At 44.5% G+C, this 19035-nt stretch carries 15 protein-coding genes and 1 pseudogene; 8 read left to right on the top strand and 8 right to left on the bottom strand.

The window, feature by feature from the left end:
* Positions 1-47 precede the first annotated feature (47 nt).
* Positions 48-440 (bottom strand): hypothetical protein, encoded by a 393-nt coding sequence (locus CVV44_08010; GenBank protein ID PKL38803.1) that lies wholly within the window; start codon positions 438-440, stop codon positions 48-50.
* Positions 441-1036: 596 nt separating this feature from the next.
* On the opposite strand from CVV44_08010, the gene CVV44_08005 reads away from it, so the two are divergent.
* From CVV44_08005 to CVV44_07985, 5 genes are all read left to right on the top strand, one after another.
* Entirely contained in the window at positions 1037-2326 is a 1290-nt protein-coding gene (locus tag CVV44_08005) for a hypothetical protein (GenBank protein ID PKL38802.1), read from the top strand.
* A 313-nt stretch (positions 2327-2639) separates the two neighbouring features.
* On the top strand, positions 2640-3461 hold the full coding sequence (locus CVV44_08000; protein ID PKL38801.1) for a hypothetical protein: 822 nt from the start codon (positions 2640-2642) through the stop codon (positions 3459-3461).
* Entirely contained in the window at positions 3458-4318 is an 861-nt protein-coding gene (gene ilvE / locus CVV44_07995; protein PKL38800.1) for a branched-chain-amino-acid transaminase, read from the top strand. The genes CVV44_08000 and ilvE overlap by 4 nt, the downstream gene beginning before the upstream one ends.
* Positions 4319-4420: 102 nt before the next feature.
* Positions 4421-6430 (top strand): hypothetical protein, encoded by a 2010-nt coding sequence (locus CVV44_07990; protein PKL38799.1) that lies wholly within the window; start codon positions 4421-4423, stop codon positions 6428-6430.
* Between the two features lie 145 nt (positions 6431-6575).
* The gene (locus CVV44_07985) at positions 6576-7301 is read left to right on the top strand and encodes a hypothetical protein (GenBank protein ID PKL38798.1); all 726 of its coding nucleotides are present in this window, start codon (positions 6576-6578) and stop codon (positions 7299-7301) included.
* Between the two features lie 8 nt (positions 7302-7309).
* On the opposite strand, the gene CVV44_07980 is transcribed toward CVV44_07985, so the two are convergent.
* Positions 7310-9652: a hypothetical protein gene (locus CVV44_07980; protein ID PKL38797.1), complete on the bottom strand. Its 2343-nt coding sequence runs from the start codon at positions 9650-9652 to the stop codon at positions 7310-7312.
* A gap of 285 nt (positions 9653-9937) precedes the next feature.
* Here CVV44_07980 and CVV44_07975 point away from each other — a divergent pair, with 285 nt between their 5' ends.
* Positions 9938-11992 (top strand): hypothetical protein, encoded by a 2055-nt coding sequence (locus CVV44_07975; GenBank protein PKL38796.1) that lies wholly within the window; start codon positions 9938-9940, stop codon positions 11990-11992.
* 159 nt (positions 11993-12151) lie between these two features.
* Here CVV44_07975 and CVV44_07970 read toward each other — a convergent pair whose 3' ends face one another.
* A complete protein-coding gene (locus CVV44_07970; protein ID PKL38795.1) occupies positions 12152-12511 on the bottom strand; it encodes a hypothetical protein in 360 nt (119 codons plus the stop codon).
* Positions 12512-13638: 1127 nt separating this feature from the next.
* On the opposite strand from CVV44_07970, the gene CVV44_07965 reads away from it, so the two are divergent.
* On the top strand, positions 13639-13884 hold the full coding sequence (locus tag CVV44_07965; protein PKL38794.1) for a hypothetical protein: 246 nt from the start codon (positions 13639-13641) through the stop codon (positions 13882-13884).
* Positions 13885-14192: 308 nt separating this feature from the next.
* On the opposite strand, the gene CVV44_07960 is transcribed toward CVV44_07965, so the two are convergent.
* Both CVV44_07960 and CVV44_07955 read right to left on the bottom strand, forming a co-directional pair.
* Positions 14193-14411 carry a hypothetical protein gene (locus CVV44_07960; GenBank protein ID PKL38793.1) on the bottom strand — a complete coding sequence of 73 codons (219 nt, stop codon included), beginning with the start codon at positions 14409-14411 and terminating at the stop codon, positions 14193-14195.
* Between the two features lie 44 nt (positions 14412-14455).
* Positions 14456-14965: a hypothetical protein gene (locus CVV44_07955; protein ID PKL38792.1), complete on the bottom strand. Its 510-nt coding sequence runs from the start codon at positions 14963-14965 to the stop codon at positions 14456-14458.
* A gap of 414 nt (positions 14966-15379) precedes the next feature.
* Here CVV44_07955 and CVV44_07950 point away from each other — a divergent pair.
* Positions 15380-15492: pseudogene (locus CVV44_07950) on the top strand (cell division protein DedD).
* A 274-nt stretch (positions 15493-15766) separates the two neighbouring features.
* On the opposite strand, the gene CVV44_07945 reads toward CVV44_07950, so the two are convergent.
* The 3 genes from CVV44_07945 to CVV44_07935 all read right to left on the bottom strand — a co-directional run bounded on the left by CVV44_07945 (position 15767) and on the right by CVV44_07935 (position 18515).
* Positions 15767-16897 (bottom strand): hypothetical protein, encoded by a 1131-nt coding sequence (locus tag CVV44_07945; protein ID PKL38791.1) that lies wholly within the window; start codon positions 16895-16897, stop codon positions 15767-15769.
* A 101-nt stretch (positions 16898-16998) separates the two neighbouring features.
* Positions 16999-18210 (bottom strand): hypothetical protein, encoded by a 1212-nt coding sequence (locus CVV44_07940; protein ID PKL38790.1) that lies wholly within the window; start codon positions 18208-18210, stop codon positions 16999-17001.
* Positions 18210-18515 (bottom strand): hypothetical protein, encoded by a 306-nt coding sequence (locus tag CVV44_07935; protein ID PKL38789.1) that lies wholly within the window; start codon positions 18513-18515, stop codon positions 18210-18212. Before CVV44_07935 ends, CVV44_07940 begins: the two co-directional genes overlap by 1 nt.
* Positions 18516-19035 lie beyond the last annotated feature (520 nt).

Below are 19035 nucleotides of genomic sequence, written 5' to 3'. Positions count from 1 at the left end.
TTTTAACGGCAAATTAGTGAAATACGGATTCGACTGATGTGAATTATTTAATAAGGAAATTTCACGGAAGATATTGTACTCCCAAAACCTTTATCCTTTTCTAAGTTTTTAACTTCTTCATCAGCGGTAAGTTCAATATAACCACCCTTATAGTCTTTTCCGCTAAAGACTTTGACCTGCGCCCCGCCCATATAGTTTGGCCCTCTGAAAACCTTTAAAGAGTTTGTTTTATCGTTGAAGCAATATTCTTCAAGATCGGGCGTGTCAACCGCTATGACGATTTTTCTTCCGCCAAAGTCTTCTTTTTCATAGAGTTCCATCACCAGCTGTATCTTTTTATAATCCGATGCCATGGATTTAATGACAAACGATATGACGATTAATAATGAAACTGATAATGATATCACAAAAATTTTTTTCATCAGGATAGCTCCTTGCATAAATAATATTCCGGACAATTGTATTGTTACAATGCCTGCATTGTCCCTGTTGTCTGCGATTGATTATGCAAAATAATTAATTGGAATAATAACCACTGTTAGTCTGCACCTGTTCATTTTATTTTGTCAAGAAATTATTCTATCATGAATTCTCTCCTCCACGGACAAATGACCGGGGTTATCATTCCAAAATCATTCCATGAGGAATGATATCATAGGGAAGATCGATTCCCTGGCATCGTCGGATGCGGTAAAACTGTTACGGTGTGGGAAGTTTAATAAGCCTCGCCTATCCGGAACTTTCTGTAAATAATTTAGCATATCGGTCGCCAGTATTGAGTTGGATAAGATGCAATGCGTCTTTATGATCAGTGTCTAGCGAATAAAATTCTTGATTTTCTATACAAAGAATCTTTATTTTAATAAAAACCCGGACGGACGAATTTTAATTGACATTATAGTAATGTCAATTATATTATCCATAATGAGCTATGAAAGATTTTAAGGATAGCTCTTTAATACTGTTTATTATAAATCATGATAATTTTAGTAAAAAACTTAATTGCTGGTTTCCACCGGCAGGTATGGTCTGATAGATGATGAATAATCTTAAGAAACATATTGTGTTTGCTATTATAATGCTACTATCTGTCGGATGTATAGACGATGCAAATAATTCCGGCAATACTCCCGCGGACGACACCACAATCGAGGACAATTCCAGTGATGACACCATCGTTGGAAAAAGACCAGAACTAAAGGAACTTGTTATAGAAGGGTCTACTTACAATTCAATAACACTGGCGAGGCCAGAGTTTGTCGATGAAGGAGATCCAGATCCCATAATTTTCGCATACATTGGAGAAGAGGGAGAGATCGATATTGCCGGTGCGACTGTTTCCAACTATACAGAAGGCACTATAGATGTATCTGATTCAGGCTACACTTTCACTGGGATTGACAATGGAAAAAATTATAGAATAATTGTTACAGCTGAAAACTCATACGGCTACTCCGTAAGGCAGATATTATGTCCTATTGCCGATCAGAATGCGCTTGATGAAGCTTACGAGTATTATCTCAATATAAATCATGCCGATTTTTTAACCGGTGGAGATATTTCTATCAATAAAGTGACTAATTCTTTGTCTTTTCCCACCTCGGGAATTAATGGTACAACGCTCATCTGGGAATCATTGGATGAAAGTGTAATAACTGATGACGGCATTATCACCCGATATCTGAACAATGCCCCGGCAACCATGACTCTCCGGATTAAAAAGGGAAGTCTCTATTCACAGCCTATTACTTATTCTTTTACCGTGTACCGGATTCTTTTTTATGAAAGTTTCGATGATGATTACTCAGACTGGTATTATAGTACATCCATTTATGACGATTACTCATTTACTATTTCTGATCAGGAATTCATTTCAAACAGATCAGTGCGTATGACTTCCAATGATGATGCATCTTATGAACTTACTTATACATTCCCAAATAAAGTGAATCCTGAGTATATTGGTTTCTACATGAGGGTAACAGAATTAACCACGGAAATGAATTATCTGTGGTTTTTAGATTCAACATATTCCAACACGCAATATCAAAATGTCAGTGGCATATCGCTTTATTACAGCACCACTTTTCAACAAAATGTGATTAATCTCTGGGGGCAGGGTGTTGTCGGCAATTATTCTCCAAATGTCTGGTACCATTTTGAATTTAAGAGGATTAACTGGATTGATTATAATTTTGAATTGTATATCAACGGTTCTTATTATGGTGTTTATCAATTCGATAACTTCAGAACATCAATGAATAAAATATATATGAAAGTTGGCGAATATACATCGGTTTACTTTGATGAAATTTTAATCTGGTAAAAATCTTAATTATATCGAATAAATATTAAAAAGGGCGGCGCGTTAAGGCGCCTTTTTTAATGAGCGTCCGAAAGGATTCGAACCCCCGGACAATGGGTTTGTAATCCGGCGCTATACTCGGCCGACTGTTTCAAAATCAATACCGTTCCCCTTGCATATGCCAAAAATAAGCCAGCTCCTCCAGGTGTTTCAGTACTGTGATGATAAAAAACAATATGTGGTTGTTCATAGACTGAAAGACCGTCACGATGCTGAGAGTGGTCAGAATTAAATTTCTCATAATTCCTTGACAAAATAACTACCATAGTAGTTAATGACTACTATGGTAGTTAACAATACATTAAACAAGCTTATCGAAATCGGATTCTCCGAGTACGAGGCGCGGGCATACATGGCTCTCATCGGGAACAATCCGGTCACGGCCTATGAAATCGCCCGTCTTTCCGGTATTCCCACGTCGAAGATTTACGAGGTGCTGGCGCGTCTCGAGGATAAGGGCGTCGTGTCTTTTTCCTCTGTGGATTCGAAGAAAATGTATGTTCCCCTGCCTCCCCAGGAGTTCATCGAGAGTCACCGCAGCAGGCTGGAGTCGACCCTGGATACCCTGAAAAGGGAACTGTCGGCGGAATATATTGAGAAAGACGTATCCTACATCTGGAACCTCCACGACTATGATCATCTCATGGAAAAAGCTGAGCGGATGATCCTGAAAGCCGAAACGAACATACTCCTTTCGGGGTGGAAGGAGGATATTCTTCCGCTCGGGGACTGCATAAAAGATAAAACCAAAAGGGGTATCCCCGTTGCCATTGTCAATTTCGGCGAGACGGCCATAGGGTCCGGACAGGTTTTCCGGCACCCCATTGAGGATACGATCTATGATGAGAAGGGCGGCCGGGGTTTTACCCTCGTTGCGGACTCCCGCGAGGCCATGACTGCCACGGTGTATCGCGACCGGCGCGTCGAGGGAGCCTGGAGCATGAACAGCGGTTTTGTCACACTTGCCGAGGATTATGTGAAACATGACATATATATCATGAAGATTGTGGAGCGTTTCGATAAAGAGCTGATCAAACGTTTCGGCGCGGGTTATGTTAAGCTGCGTGATGTCTTTCATGACGAGGAGGCAACATGACGGTGTATATTGACGGCAGGTTTTACGAAAAAGAAGAGGCCAAAATATCGGTCTATGACCACGGCGTGCTCTACGGCGACGGTGTTTTCGAGGGCATACGGATATATAACAGCAGGATATTCAGGCTCCAGGATCACCTGGTACGGCTGTATGACAGCGCCCATGCCATTATGCTCACCGTCCCCCTGTCCATGGAGGATATGGAACAGGCCGTACTGGAAACCGTTGCGCTGAACCGTAAAAAGAACGGGTATATCAGGCTCCTGATTACCCGGGGCGTGGGAGACCTGGGTATAAATCCCCTTTCATGCCGGAGGGCATCGGTTATCATCATCGTTGATGATATACAGCTCTATCCCCGGGAGAACTATGAACAGGGAATAAAGATTATCACGGCATCGTCGCGGCGCATCTCTTCCGACAGCCTGGACCCGCGGATAAAATCGCTCAATTATCTCAACAATATCCTGGCCAAGATCGAAGCGCAGCAGGCGGGCTGCCTCGAGGCGGTCATGCTGAACCGCCAGGGGTTCATCGCCGAGTGTACCGGGGACAATATATTTATCATCAAACAGAGCGTGGTAAAAACGCCTTCGGCCTTTTTCGGCTCTCTGGGAGGCATTACCCGCGACACGGTGCTGGGCCTTGCCGGGCAGAGAGGTCTCGCCTGCATGGAGACGGGGCTTACCCAGTATGACCTGTATACGGCCGATGAATGCTTTCTCACGGGAACAGGGGCCGAGATCATACCCGTTGTGAGCGTGGACGGCCGCATGATCGGAACGGGAAATCCGGGAGAGTTGACAAAAGTCCTCATGCGTGACTTTACCGAGAAGGCAAGCTCTGAATTCATCTGAAAATACTCTACGGGATTGTATCCTAAAGCAAAAATATCACCGTCTCTAAATTGAGGTTGCAATTTTGCCTTGCCGACGGCACCTTTGTTTCTCACCGGCGGTATGCAGTCACGACAATCATATCGCGGGAAAAGGTATGAGGCCGCGGAAAACAGAATGAAAGAAATATTCAGTTCCCAGGGGTATCTCAGCGGGATCATCCCCCGGTATGAGCACCGTCCCGAGCAGCTCCAGATGGCCGAGTTCATCCTGGAACGGTTCGTGGAAAAGGAAAACGGCATTGTCGAGGCCGGCACCGGCACGGGAAAAACCCTGGCCTATATCATCCCCTCGCTCATCTATGCAAAGGAAAACGGCCTGAAAGTTACGGTCACCACGGAGACGAAGGCGCTGCAGAAGCAGCTCATGGACAAGGATATTCCCCTGGCTGAAGAGATTTTTAAAAAACATCTGGGCATTGATATTTCCTACGCCCTCTGTCTCGGGAGCTCCAATTATCCCTGCCGCCGTCGCTTTGAATTTGCCCTGAAAAAGGGGACCCTGGGCAAGGATGATATCAGGAAGTTGGGGAATATCATGCGCCTCTTCGGCGAGGATGCCATCTTTACCCGTTTCGATGTCCGCGTTTCGGGAAAACTGTGGAGCGAGATATGTCGCGAGTCCGACGCCTGCGCCTCGTATCACTGCAACTTTGCCCCGTCGTGCCCCTACCAGAAGGCCCGGAAGGAATGGCAGTCGGCCGATCTTTTGGTGATGAACCATTATCTCTTTTTCACACATATCGCCTCGGGAAAGACGTTGCTGCCGAAAACGGACATCGTTGTTTTTGACGAGGCCCATTCCGTGGAGGATATTGCCTCGTCGCAGTTGGGATTCAACCTGAGCCAGACATTGCTTTCGGAGATACTGGATCGTTTTCACCATGGAAAAAAAAGGCACAGCCTGCTGTCGCGCATTCAGGAGATGGAGCTGCGTGAGAAGAGCATCGGTCTCCTTGTTTCCATAGCCCGGGAGGCGGGATATTTTTTCGAAAAGGTGCGTACTCTCTTTCCCCGGGACTCCCTCCAGTTCCGCTGCCTGAAGCCCCTGAATTTCGGCGTGGAGCTCGTCGGGCAGATGAAGGAGTTCATGCTTCTCATGAGTGAGGCCGAGGAGGAGTTCGGTGATGAATACGCCCGCATGGAATTCGATATAGCCAGGGGCCGCTTTTTCCTCTTTGTCGAGGCCCTGGTGGATTTCATTTATCACAACAACAATCCCTACGTGTACTGGATAGAAAGAAATGAATCGTCCCTCATGGGCGATGTGGCCCTGCGGGGGCAGCCGATCCAGATCGCCGATATCATGCGCCGCGAGGTCGTGAACGCCTACAGTTCATCGGTTTTTGTCTCGGCAACGCTGGCGGTCAACGGCGAGTTCGGCTATATATCGGGGAGGCTCGGCCTGGAGCGCTGCACGGGGGTGGTCTTAAGCTCACCCTTTGATTACCAGAAGCAGGCCCTGCTCTACGTGAAAAAAGACATATCGGAACCGGGCACGCCCCTCTTCAGCAGGCAGGCCGCCCAGGCCGTGGCTGAAATCATACAGATCGTTAAAGGCAATTGCCTGGTTCTTTTTACCTCATATAAGATGCTTGAAGAGGTGAGGGGATTCCTGGCGGACCTGGTGGAGAACCGTATCTATTCCCAGGGCGACCTTTCGTCGTCGGAGGCCGTGGAAATGTACATGAGTGATGAAGATTCTATACTCATGGGAACCCATTCCTACTGGCAGGGGATCGACCTTCCCGGCGATCTGGTACGCTGCGTTATCATGATGCGGCTTCCCTTCTCAGTACCGGACGCGCCACCTGTTCAGGCCCGCGTCGAACTCCTGAAAACGCAGGGGCTCAATCCCTTTGTCGTATACCAGATCCCGGAAGCGGTGATTAAATTCAAGCAGGGATTTGGCCGGCTCATACGAAGCAGGCAGGACCGGGGTATTGTGGCGGTCCTGGACTCGCGGATTGTATCAAAACCCTACGGCCGGCAGTTTATTGGAGCCCTGCCAAAATGCGCCGTGGTATTCACCTCGGACCAGGTAGCGGCCGGGTATGCCGGTCTGTTTGAATAACACGGGAAAACCTCTCACATCGGTATAGTGTGTCCATAAAAAATAGCCTGTATTGTCCCGCAGGCGGATCATTTTATCTTGACGCTGCCTGAAAAGAGTGGTAAGCTATGAATGGTAGTTAAGCTTGAATGATGAGGGACGGGCCATGAAAACAATCAGCACGAAAAGAATTATTTCCTTAAGAAACAGCATCATTTTGATCTGCACATCGATTCTTATCTTCTCCGGTGTCCTGTTTGCCCAGTATAAAAGGGGTTCCTATAACAAGACTCTTCTCTTTAATGTTGAGTTCGACAAGGATGTCCTTCCCCGTGGAGGGGCCTATACAATTTTCCGATCCGTTGATAAGGAGACCCATATCGTTGTATACGATATGACCATATTTATCTTCTATATCGATTTAGATAATACTACCGAGGATGATATTGATATTGTCTATTCCTATGATCCCAATGATAAAAACTCCCTGAAAAGAATAGAAAATCCCTTCAAGGCCGGAGAGTTTCAGAAATACAAGGAGAGCCTGATGAGGAGCGGTATGACTAATACTTCCGGATCATACGGCTATCCCGGCATCAATGAGTTTCTGGCCCATGCTGAAAAGTATAAATACGCGGCAGTACGGAGAGACAGCGGATTCGCGGTTCAGTTCAAGGACCCCGATACAAACCAGATGAAATCCATGATGGGAGTTGATTCCACTAAGAACAATTTTGTAATTCAGAATAATTATGATTATTCACCCGGCAAGTGGGCCGAGTCGGAAATTATTTATCCCGTATATGCAAAAAATTCCATGGACCCCACGGTAAAGAAGGTGGTTGCTGATGCGACGAACCGGCTCGGTGAACTATTAAAGGGCCGCAAATAATAGGAATTTTATTTGCCTGTCCTGATAATGGGAGGCCTGAAAAGCCGGATCAGGGCAGGTAAGATAACAATGTCGCCGAAAAGGGCTGTTGCCATGGAAAAGGCCGTGAGAAGACCGAAGGTCTGTGTGGGCCGGACTGCACCGAGAACGAGAATAAAAAAACCGAAAGCAAGAACCGCCGATGTTATCACTATGGGTTTTCCCGTGTCACGGTATGACTTGATCAGCGCTTCCCGTACGTCCATCCCCGCCTCGCAGTTGCGTTTCAGCCACACGATATAATGAATGGTGTCGTCCACGGCGATCCCTATTACGACACTGGCGATCATAATGGTGACGATATCAAGGGGGATATTCATGATCCCCATAAGCCCCAGTGTCAGCATGATGGGGAAGAGGTTGGGAATCATGCTGATAATGGCGAGCCGTAAATTTCCGCAGACAAAATACATCATGATGAAAATGATGATGAAGGCCGAGAGAAAGCTTTTTATCTGGCTTCGCTGAAGGTTGTTCCCCATGGATAGATATAGCGAACTTATCCCCGTAATCTTGTATGAATACTCCGCTCCAAGTTTTTCTTTCATATAACTTATTATCATGGCGTTATACTTTTTTGCCAGGGCATTTGATCCCCACCGAGACTGGAAGGATATCCGTGCCTCCATCATGTCGGGAGCTACGGCATGATCGAGGATTTCAGGTTCCGCCAGCTCCCAGTAATCCAGCACATCGGTGCGTGTATGGGGAATGCGGTAATATTTTTCATCACCGTCGTTGAAGGCCCGGTTGATTTCCTTGAAATAATCGGCAATGGAAAAAGTGGATGAGAAGTGGGGGAGTTTTTTCATGAGGTCATTCTGAATATCGCTCAGGAGCTGCAGACTCTCAGGATGGGAAAAGTCATGATCAGGGGTCCGGGCTTGAATGAGCATGACAAAGGGGATGGTGCCCCCCAGGTTTTTATCGATATATTTGATGTCCTGGCTGAGCTCGTCATGCTCGGGCAGATAGTTGACAAAACTCGTTTCGATGCGCAGCCGGGACATACCGTAAACGGAAACTGCCATTATAATGACAAGGAAAATAAAAACAGCCCGGTGATGTGATGTGATAAAGGACCCCAGGCGGACAAGTGCTGTTGTAAAGGGTGAATCGATACCGCGGGATTCAGAAAGTACTCTTTCTTCCTCCCCGGGTGTTACCGGCTCATTCCCGAGGAATTTTTCCAGCATAATGAGAGCTGCGGGGATCATGGTGATGGTAAGCAGGTACGCTATAATGACACCGATGGAGGTGAATATTCCCACGATTTTCGGCGGTCTTATGGTGGCTGTCACGAATGAAAAAAATCCGATGGCCGTTGTCAGGCTGGTGAAAAGGCAGGGAAGCCAGACATCCTTTACGGCAGTCCTGACAGCATCGAGGTGTTTATGCCCGTTCAGCATGTATATCTCACGATAATGGGACAGGATGTGTATGGCGTCAGCCACGGATATGGCCAGGAGAACAGGTGGTATTACTACCGTTGTCATGTTCATGGTCTCACCCGAGAGGGTCAGAAGGCCTAATCCCCAGACGATGGTGAGAATAAGGGTCGCCAATACCAGAACAGAAAGCCCCGTTTTTTTCAGCGAGAGTCTCAGAATGAAAAAAATAAAGAGAAGCATGATCGGTGTGAAGCGCAGGTTGTCTTTTCTCGTCAGATCGTTCATCCGGGCTTCCAGGATCGGCTGGCCGGCGAAGCGGAGCCGAATGCCGCTGCCCGCCGCCTTTACGGCCTGGGCCTTCAGATCATTCAGTATGTGCAATTTCTCATTATTTTCCAGCACGGGTGTCAGCTCGATCACAATGGCTGCTGTTTTCCCGTCGGCGGAGATGAGATTGTTTATGAGAAGGGGGTTGCTGAAAATCTTCTTTTTAATAAACGGCAGTGTCGCGCTGCTGAGGCTGTCCATATCGATGATACGGCTGAAGGTTATGGTGTCGCCGGTACTGACTGCTTCCGTGGCTTCGGTGAGACTGAATATGCGCTGAACGCCCTGACGGCCCTCCAGCGACGAGGATATCCGGTGAATGATGGATATATTTTTTTCCGTCAGAATGTCCCCGTCACTGAAGGCCATGACCAGCAGCTCCTCGTTCCCGTAGGTCTTCTGGAATTGTTTATATGTCCGGAGCTCGGTATCGCCTTCATCGAAATAAATATTGATATTGTTGAAATATTTCTGCCGGGAATAGAAATAGCCCAGGGGAATGGAAACTATAAGGATGCCGATCAACACAACGCGATAGTGCTTCAATATAAGCTCGATGATATTGTTCATGAAACGATCTGTTTTATTTGTCATGTATTGCAGCCATTCCTTCCCGAATATTTATCGGGTCGTGGTTAAATGCCGGCACCAAGGCGAGGCAATATTCTGGACAAAATATAAAAATTGTCAACGTATAATTAATATGAAATAATTTTATCTAATGTGACATAAAATATGTATTGACATATTTTATCAATTGTATAGTGTATAATGTTTATCAGTCTATACTTGAATATGTGTCCAGTAAATATATTTCAGGTATATGTTGTAATGCGACATAAGGTGATTTCAAAAAACGACTAAACCGGAGACTGCCTCATGATTCTGAATATAATAACTTTTGCGGTGTGTCTTGGCATGATGATCCTTTTCCGAAGGATCGACAAATCAAACATGAAAATGACAAAACTGCGCCGTTATTCCAGTAAGATGTTTGATGATTTCAGAAAGCTGGCCGAAACGGAAAAAAGGAAATTCAAGGATGCCACCATTGAGATGGATATCCTCATTAAAAAATCCAACGCCCTCACGGTGAATCTGAGCGGTTCACTCAAGGAAGTGGAAAACCGCCTCAGCGGATTAGACATTGAAAAAACGAATCTGAAAAAGGTCGAGGAGGATATCAAGGTCATATCCCATGCGGCACGCGACGTCAACAAACAGATTGAGTTTATAGGTCTTGCCCGTGAAGAGTTTTCCGATCTCACCGACAAAATTACGAACCTGCGGGAAAATGTGGCAGGCATTCGAAGTGAAAGCAACGCGATCATCAACGGCTTCAACGGCAAGCTGAGAGAGCGGTCACGGGAGCTCATGGAGGAATTTTCAAGTGTTGTTAATGAGCACACGGCCTCGTTTAATGAGAGGGAATCGCAGATTATGACGCTGAAGGCCACGCTCTCGGATCTGGAAAATACCGTGTTTTCCGATATTAAGATCAAGTCCGATGAAATGAAGGAAAATATGAGCAGGGCCGTGAAGGAATTTGATGACCTCAAGGGAGGAATGTTTTCCAGGCTCGACAGTGAGGTGGAACGAATCCACGGCAAGCTTAAGAATGTGGAAGATAATGTGGATGAATCCAAGGCGAGCCTCATTGATACCTTTGAAAGCGAGGTAAACCGCATACGTACCGAAATGGATAATCTCAACATTCATGCCATCGCCAAAAAAGATGAAATTGTACAGGCCACGAGAAAAGAGGCCGAGGATATCCGGAAGAAGATCGAAGACTTCCAGGAGAAGGTACTCGATCATGAAAACAGGCTTATCAATACGGCAGAGAATAAAATCAGCTCTCTTGATTCGGAATACCAGGCCATTGACATGAAATTCGGCAATCTGTCGGAGAAAATTAAAAAGGACTTCTCCACCATGGAAGACCGGCTGGCCGAGATCAAGAGCGAGATACTGCAGTACGAGGAGCACAATAAGATATTTACCAGAACGGATTCAATGATTGAAAAAGTTGATAACTCCATCCAGCATCTCAACACGATGCTGGACAAGGCCCACCAGGATGCCGTGAGCATAGAACGGTTTACCGAAGACGCGGAGGAATTCAAGGAATTGCGCAAGGCCATCAATAACGAGATCCACAGCTACCAGGCGAGAAAGAGCAAGCTGGCCGACGTGGAGGCCAGTATTCAGAACCTCCTGGAAACAAGCGACCTGGCGCTGACACGGGCAGATTTGATGAAGGACAATATGTCGAAAATCGATTTTGTCAATGCGCGCATAGATGCCCTTTCGGAGAGTTATTCCGACCTGGAAACCCGGATCGAAGAGCTGCGTGAGTACGAGGATCTCATTACCAAGAACCTTGAATCGGCAAACAAGTCGGAGATTCTCGTTAAGTCCGTTGATACCAAGCTGAAGACATATCAGAAAGTCATAGAACGTTCCGACAAGAAAATCGAGAACATGACTAAACATCTCCAGGATGTGGAAGAGAAGACGCTCATTCTCAACACGCGTAGAAATGATATCCAGGAGCTGAAAGATAAATTCGACGAGATTGACGGACTCAGCGAGGTTATGTCGAAAAGGGTCGACCAGATTTATGCCATGTTCAAGAAAGTTGAAACACTGCGCGAGGAGATTGATGAGACCGATGTCAAGCTCCAGAACATGTTTGTCAGGACCGATGAAAAGATGCGGGAGTTCGTGGAGTTCATCCAGGCCGTTGATACGGGCAGCCCCATAGTCAAACAGGTCAATAAGGAAATGGCGCCGGGTAAAAACATGAATGAACATCTTATCAGGACCGTACGGGAGCTCTCGGGCAAAGGATGGAGCGCCGATGCAATCGCCAAGAAGATGCTCATCGATGAAAATTCCGTGAGGCTGATAATTAACACCACGTCATTGTGACGAGCCTGAAGGGCACTGGCAGGAAAAGGGGCCGTCTCAGAACAAAGTTCTGGACGGCTTTTTTGTGTATTGAACTGGTTTCCGGCGGCGGAGTTTCTTATAATTCTAAGCATAAAAAAATCCATGCCTTGGCATGGATTTTTTACTGACTGATACTAATTATTCCACTTTTCTGCACACTTCATATGTTCTTATTTTGAATTGTGAAACTTCACCATCATCTACATTAAAACCAGAACTCGACTGAGCTAATACTATAACATTGCCTCCCTTCTGCCGGGCAACCTTTTTAGCCTCTTCAATACAATGTGTTTCAACTCCGCAGCGGACCTCAATAATACCAATCTGATGAACTTTATACTCCGGAGTTGCTCTCATTATTACATCAACCTGTGCATTTTCAGCCAGAGCAGGGTATTCATTGCCAGTCGAGGTATAACTGGACCAAGCCGTTGCACAGCCGATCAATAAAAGAGAAGCTGAAAGAAATGATGCTGCAAGTATTAGATTTTTTTTCATAATTATCCTCCAAATTGAAAGACACTTTAAAGACGTCAAATGCCCTGTCAAGTGTTATCTCTATACTGTATTGCTATTAAGGAATTTTCTTTACCTGAAACCAGTTTATACAATAAAGTACATCTTGTCCGAATCGGTGCCTGATGACCGATGCATTAAAAAATTGACAAAGAGCTCCGGTTAGGTAAGGCTTTTTGGTCTCATCAACCGGCTCCGGGCTGCGGCGGTCACAAGGCCATGGCTCAGGGCCGGAGGCAAAGAGCCTTCAAAGGTTGCGCAGACAGTTGAAGAAGGGGTAAAGGCTCTCAAGGGGATGGTGAAGCAGGGGAACAGGTTTCTTTTTCCCAGCTAAGTGTGATATCTCTCTCTGTAATGCTGAGAGGGATAGTAAGGACATAAAGCCGGATCAATTAGTTCTAACAGGTTAAATCAACTACTATATCGTATTTTCCGTCAACTTTAACGCATCGTAACAATTGCCCATCGCTGGTTGAAATCTCTATGATCTGATCTATGGCGACTCGTTCACGTTTACGATTGTCTTTGTCCATATATGTTTCCAGTGTGTGAGATTAATAGTACAATGATTTGCCATGAATATTATTACAGAAAAAAGCATCTCGATTGTTCTTGTTTCTCTTGGTGCGATTCTTTTCTATAGGGTATCTGCTGATCATTGGCATCATACTGCTTGATGCACGTTTTATCAGTTTGATCATTGCCAAATTTTAATAAAGCTTTACCTTTTTTGAATATTTTGTCAATACATTAGCTCAGCGGTCGCCGGGATCAGCTTTGGATGCTTCGACAGGCTCAGCACAAGTAAGATATTTTGTGTCCCATGAACTGGTTTCCGGCGGCGGAGTTTCCTGTATTTCTATTTTAAAATCATTTTCATATCTTCAGGTACATTGCTTTCGGCATAAAAAATCTATATAGGATTCTGATCTTTCCAGCAGATGCCCAGGTAGGGCCGCGATACATTACAATGGGAAAAACCATGGTTCAGAAAACTATAATTTATACCTGTTTTATTACCACCCCCCCCCATCACCGGCAGATGAGGTGGTGCTCCAGCCGCTGCAATGATCGTTCCCCGACAGTATTCCAGGAGAAGCAGCCCCCTCATGATCAGAACCAGTCCAGAAAAAGAGAATGCCATCATCAGTAAAAAGGCCCGCATCATAGAGAGAACTGCTCAGGTTCTGATTATTGGCATCAAGAAGCTGCTGCCAGTTTTCAGCTATCTCTGTGCCATTCATGCTCTTTACTGGCAGAACTGTCGGTACATTGTAAAGGGTCGGCATGTCACGAATCTCATCTGCATCGGAATAGCTGAGAAAAGCGTGAACAAGGTCACATTTTTTCTGTGAATAGTTAGCCTGGTATTCCGCCAGGCAGGCGGCGTCTGTTGTTGCGCGACTGCCAATATTGCCTAAAGTCGTGGGCATTGGGAAAAGATAAATGGCAGGTTCATCCGGTTCATCAGAAGAATTTTCACACCCCGTATTCACGCCAACTACGACAATCAGCGTCCCTAAACACAGTAGCAGATATACCAGTGACTGTAGCCTTTTCATAATTGCTTCACCCTTAATTTTAGAATATATCGAATATATATAATAAAACCGGGAGAATATGACATCGCCCAAAACTACTAGAAAGGCAGTTATTGTCAAAATTAGACTAGTTCATACTGCTTCATTAGATTCATGAGAGCCAGTTTCGTATTTACTCCGCACTTGTTATAAATATTGGTAATATGGGCATTGATCGTATTTGAAGTTATATTCAGTGTATCGGCAATTTCCCGATTTACCTTCCCCTCAAATAATTCTTTAATATTTTTTCGCACAAGCCCGGGATTAACAAAAAGCTCATTAAGAGGAAGGTTTTTCAGTGATCTCTGGAGTTTTTATTTTTAAATCTTCACACGCTAAAAGATCAATTGAATTTGATGCTGTTTATGATGGTATCGATCTCTTTTTTATCTTTTTCATCATCGAATACCATTTCCCCATCCTCATTCCGGAAAAGTCTTGACCGGGTTTCTATCTTTAGCCCTGGTCTGCTGTTTCCTCCAATTGCATAGTACTGATAATAACCTTTCCACTCATCCTTCATCAGCACACTTTTTCCAATAATGGTGCCATCCGAAAGATTTTTTTGAGAAATTACCTCGTACTTCGGCGCGTTCACTCTTAATTCAAGATCAATGTTTTCCATGGTTCCGAATATGGTTTGTATATACACACCGTGAATTTTACCGGGATCCGTATAAAATTCCGAGAAAACAGGAACTTGTGAATAATCAAATTCAAACTCTTCCGCTGTCGTTCCTAAAAAATAGTAGACCTCTCCCCCTTGCCTTCTTGTCCATATTTTCCAGTCGGCAGGAACATCCAGAGTAAGCTTGATGTCGTCTAAAGTTATAGTCTTATAGGATTCATCCATCGAGCGTAAAGTGTTCAGAGAAGTACAACCGGGAAAAATTGAAAATAATGAAAGTACTGTAAAAAACAACTGTAAGAATTTAAAAAACCGCATTAAGAAACTCCTGTTTTTAAGATGTTGTTATGCTATATAGTATTTTTAGAATGTCATATCGTAGGGAAAAAGTCAATGGACTTTTTAAAAAGGGTAAAACCGCAAACTAACTTTCCTCTCTACAAGTCGAATTGACCCGGCAGGGAAACCGCCGGGTCTCTTAGCGGTGTTGGCAGCCGACAGACCGAAACCCGGCAAATAATCCAGGTGTCTTTTTACATGTCGCTTCTTCTTGCTTTTTTCCGAGAATCGGGGAATAATAAAACAAGATTTTTGAGCGGGAAAGGAATAATCATGGATTCAGAAAACTACCAATGACCCACCTGTGACAGGGGTGGAGCGGATGCGTTATTGCCAGAGACCGTCAGATTCTAGTGATCGGATATGTCGGATTTCCCCAGGGGCTTCCTCACTGTGACGAAGTGGGGCACCAAAAATTTAGCGTATTTTATCAATACATTAATTCAGCGGTTGCCGGGATGCCAGCTTCGGATAAGATATCTTGTGTTCCATGGACTAATTTCCGGCGGCGGAATTTCCTAAATTTCAAAAAAAATCTCTGATTTAAACATCAGTTAAAGAGATCATAAGAACTTGCAACTTGCAACCTCTATGCCCGCTAAAAGACCCAGCAAACCGAGGGATTCGCCCTGGTGTGGAGTCCCTCGGTTTAGTAAATTTTATACAATATCGCGGGAAACGGCGCATCTATTCTGTAATTTCTATCTTGAAAAAAACATTATTATTTCCGCTTACCATCCAAAATTCATTTGTCTCCACCTGAAAAACACCTGTAAGTAAGGCTGCCGGAGGTGAGGGGATTGTAAAGTCCTTAACAACACTTTTCTCAGCAATAGAGACCTTTCGCAAAGTAGAGCCATATACCATCCAGAGATACCCGGGCTTGCTGTCCACACACATACCGTAGGTAACTCCAGACAAGGTATTGCCATCTGTTAGAGTCCAGGAATCAATAACAGCACCACTTACAGGATTTATCTGCCACACCTTTGTTTCCGGGGTAGAGTTAGTATTTACCACCCATATACAATTGTTATGAGTATCATATGCCATGGCAGTAGGAAAGTTAGCCTCATCAGTTATTGTAATATCAGACTGAAGGGCGCCTGATGTGTCGTACTTGTAAAGATGAGGGTGGGCACCAAAATATGACGTTGACCAGATATAAGTGCCATCCCAGGATAAGTCATGAGCAATATTCATAGAAAAAGAACTCGACTCGGTACCTGTTGCTGGATCAATAGTATACAGTTTAGCAGCATTTACTTCTATAATCCATAAAGCGCCATCAACATAGATAACACCATCTGGCCGTGGACTGGAAGAATAAACTGAGTCATATGTTGGGCCCACTACAATCTGATAGTTTCCATCACTTGTTATAGTCCCCTCAGCACCATCTGCGATAGAAGTGTCAATCTTTGCATTCACAGGATTTGATAAAACAAGAAGAACGGTTTCGTTTTCTTCGTATATTTCATCATCAATCACAACAACATTCACTTCCTGTGGATCAGTAGAGGAAAATGTCAGGGTACCGGAATCCGCGGTATAATCTTCTCCTGCAGTTGCAGTACCGTTACTGGTAGTCCAGTCTACGGTTACAGTATCTCCCTGTTCTATTTTGTCGATAGAAACTGAAAAAGTCAAGTTTGCCGAAATATCTTCTTCAACAGTTCCGGGGGTAATCAATATTACCGGAAGGGAAGTTTTTTCATCTTCATCAGAAGAATTTTCACACCCCGTATTCACGCCAACTACGACAATCAGCGCCCCTAAACACAGTAGCAGATATACCAGTGACTGTAGCCTTTTCATAATTGCTTCCCCCTTAATTTTAGAATATATCGAATGTATATAATAAAACCGGGAGAATATGACATCGCCCAAAACTACTAGAAAGGCAATTATTGTCAAAATTAGACTAGTTCATACTGCTTCATTAGATCCATGAGAGCCAGTTTCGTATTTACTCCGCACTTGTTATAAATATTGGTAATATGGGCCTTGATCGTATTTGAAGTTATATTCAGTGTATCGGCAATTTCCCGATTTACCTTCCCCCGAAGCAGTAATTCAACGATTTGGACCTCCCGGAGAGTCAGCCTGTAGATATTTCTTACTTGCTGTATTCCCTTAACTTCCTTACCAATAAAGAGAATCCCGAGGATATCATTGAATTCATCCCTGATGCGAGAGAATCTTCCCTCCAGGGGTAATTCTATACCTTCATGCTGCAATGAAAGCCTGAGGTTGAAATCCTTTATCTTCCCCTTAAATAATTCTTTAAAATTTTCTCTCACAAGCCCAGGATCGGTAAAAAGCTCATTAAGTGAAAGGTTTTCCAGTGAGTTCTTTCCCGGGAGATTGCTGCTGTTGCTGTTGCATTTTATTACCCTTCCTTCTGGATCGAAAAGTATTACCAGTTCATCAATATGAGAAAATACCTCCCGGGCAATCATTTCGGGCGAAAGGACGAGAAACTTATACCGGACAAGGGCATAGAAAAGCGAAGAAATCCAGATAAGTATCAGGACCGGCGTGAGTGTCGGTATATGCTGTAAACCCATAAAAAAATCAGTAGGAACAGTGATCAGGATAGTGACAAAACCTCCGGTAAAAATAATTTTAACCTGTTTTTTTATACGGAAGGAATTGCTCTTCTTATAAAAAAAATAAAGAAGTGCCAGGCTGGTAAAATTGTAGGCACCGGCCAAAACATGCAGACCAATATACCAGAACCCATCAGGGAAATCATGGGCGATCGTATTATTAAGAAAATTCTCATGCAGAAAAAGTGCTGGCACAATCCATAACATAACAGCAAAAAGTTTTCTATGTTGAATTCTCTCTATCACCCCGGTGAAATCAAGAAAAAACCTGAGGATAAAAACTTCGTAAGTCAGGGCGCCGGCATAGGCAGCCTTCTGCCAGAAGATAACCGTCGAGGTACTGGATGATGAAGCAATAACAATATAACAGAAACTCCAGAGGGCAAAGGAGACGCAGAAGTAAAAAAAGTTTCGTTTCTGCGGATCACCTGGATCAAGCAAAAAAACATATAATCCGAAATAGCAATAACTAATGAAGGCGATCGATGACAATACGGTAATAAGTATATTTATTTCCATCACCGTCTCCCGTTAAGCTCATTCGTTATACCCGTATCCCTCATAGAGGCTCGGAGCCTCGTCGCGGTCAAGATGCTCAACTTCATCATAATGGGGAAAACCGGCGCACATTTTTTGACGAAAGATGTGGATTGAGCAGCATCCGAGACCCTCATCATCAACCGTGTAATGCTTACACCGGTAATGACAGGGAAGATCTTCTTTGGTGTTTTCAGCCAGTACTCATAGGCCGTCTGAAGCATATACGGCTGTTCAGCAAGGCGCACATCCTGGCAACAGGTTCCGTAGCGTATACAGTCTCCCATGGGACTCCCTCCCGAATTCAATAATGAAGTGCAACAGATAGGAATATAAAAGATGACATCATAAGGCCCCAGTAATATGAGATTAATCACCACAACAAATCTCTAAAGAAACCCTATGAAACCATACACCCATTTAACATCGCATGACAGAATAGTCATCAAAAAAATGTTGAAGCAGAATAATAGCTAACTATAAGACATCTTGTGTCCCGTCAACCGGTTCCGGGCGGCGGCGGGAGCGGTCGCAAGGACATGGCTCAGGCCGGAGGCAAAGACCCTTCAAAGGTTGCGCAGGCAGTTGAAGGAGGGGATGGTGAAGCAGGGAACAGGTTTCTTCCCCTCATCTGTAGTGTGATATCCCTCTCTGTAACGCCGAGAGGGATAGTAGGGAGATAAAGCCGGATCAATTAGTTCTAACAGGTTAAATCAACTACTACATCATATTTTCCGTCAACTTTAACGCATCGTAACACAAAGCCTTCGCATTCAATACTCGTTGATGTAGTTCCTGAGGGTAATG

The sequence above is a fragment of the Spirochaetae bacterium HGW-Spirochaetae-1 genome, from assembly GCA_002839375.1.
Taxonomy (GTDB): domain Bacteria; phylum Spirochaetota; class UBA4802; order UBA4802; family UBA5550; genus PGXY01.
Note: the sequence above shows the minus strand (reverse complement) of the source record. Positions and strands in the feature narration are given on the sequence as shown.